At 41.4% G+C, this 1,369-nt stretch carries 1 protein-coding gene and 1 pseudogene; both read left to right on the top strand.

Annotated features, from left to right (window positions below; translation table 11 throughout):
* Positions 1–203 precede the first annotated feature (203 nt).
* Positions 204–716: pseudogene (locus V7097_RS23430) on the top strand (peptidoglycan recognition protein family protein); the annotation flags it as partial.
* A gap of 18 nt (positions 717–734) precedes the next feature.
* Positions 735–1,253, top strand: a complete 519-nt coding sequence (locus V7097_RS23425) for a peptidoglycan-binding domain-containing protein (RefSeq protein ID WP_335706073.1) — start codon at positions 735–737, stop codon at positions 1,251–1,253.
* Positions 1,254–1,369: the final 116 nt, after the last annotated feature.

Raw genomic sequence — 1,369 nt, 5'->3', positions numbered from 1 at the left:
TCACTCTGTCACAATCACATCGCAATTCGGACTCTCAGACCGCCCCTTCTTCCTTCTGTCTGAATTAAGCCCCCCCTACTTCCCTACCCATACTTCCATCAGCCTGACCATTCCATAATACTAGCAAATTAATGGCACGCTACGATTTTTTTTCGCATAGGATAAATGGATTGTAATACTCATAATTCATGGAGGTGAATGAAATGGAGTATCCAATTACAAGAGATTATATTCGTTTTGGAAATTCACGTTCAGGTCAAAAGATTTCAAAGGTACGTTTTATCGTAAGTCATGATACCGGGAATCCTGGTTCAACTGCCTATGGAAATCGAAATTATTTTGACCGTTCACAGCCAAGCGCTTCTGCCCATACGTTCATTGATGATAAATATGTGTTAGAAATAATCCCACTTACCGAAAAAGCATGGCATGTTCGTTACAATGTAACGACGGACAATGCTAGGTTTGGCGCTGATGCAAATGATGCAGCAATAGGTGTAGAGTTATGTCATGGTGGGAAAATTAATTTCCAAGAGGCATATAATCGATATGTCTGGTACCATGCGTATTTATGTGACAAATACAATTTAGATCCGAAAAGACATATCGTGGCACATAGCACTTTAGACCCTTCGCGGAGATCAGACCCACAAAATGCATTGCGTCCACATGGTGTATCTTGGGAAGAATTTATTAGTGATGTACAAGAATCGTATAATCGCGATTTTAAAGGGATGCCTACTAGCAATCCACAGCCAGTTGTTGCCGGAGTCTCAACTCGACTTCCAATTCGTAGAGGTAATACCGGTCCATTCGTTAAGGAAATACAACAAGACTTAATTAGAGCAGGTTTCCCATTGCCTCGTTATGGTGCGGATGGCAGCTTCGGTCCTGAAACCGAGAGTGCAGTGATGCGATTCCAAAAACGATATGGGTTAGCTGTGGATGGACTAGTAGGACCAGCCACTTTGAGGAAGCTTGAGGAAGTGATCAAGCAGGGCAATTCTACCCAAGATGAGTTTCCACTCCCAGATGGAGTTTGGGGACGCGGCGATAAGGGTGAAGAGGTTCGCATGATCCAGCGTGCATTAAAGCATATTAACTTTGATCCAAAAATGATTGATGGTAGCTATGGTCCTTTAACAGAGGATGCTGTTCGAAGATTCCAATCGATGTATGCAGCCCTTGCAGATGATGGGATATATGGACCGAATACGAAAAAGTTTATGCAGATGGAACTGAATGATATGTAATATGTAACCCACTGGTTTTCAGTGGGTTATTATTTTTGAAAAGAAAAAGTTTTGGTTTCTGGTTTCACTTACAAGGTCCGGCACTTTTTCTAAAAACAGTATTTTTGAATTAAAAA

The organism is Bacillus sp. JJ1562 (assembly GCF_036962705.1).
Classification (GTDB): Bacteria; Bacillota; Bacilli; order Bacillales; family Bacillaceae_L; genus Ferdinandcohnia.
Note: the sequence above shows the minus strand (reverse complement) of the source record. Positions and strands in the feature narration are given on the sequence as shown.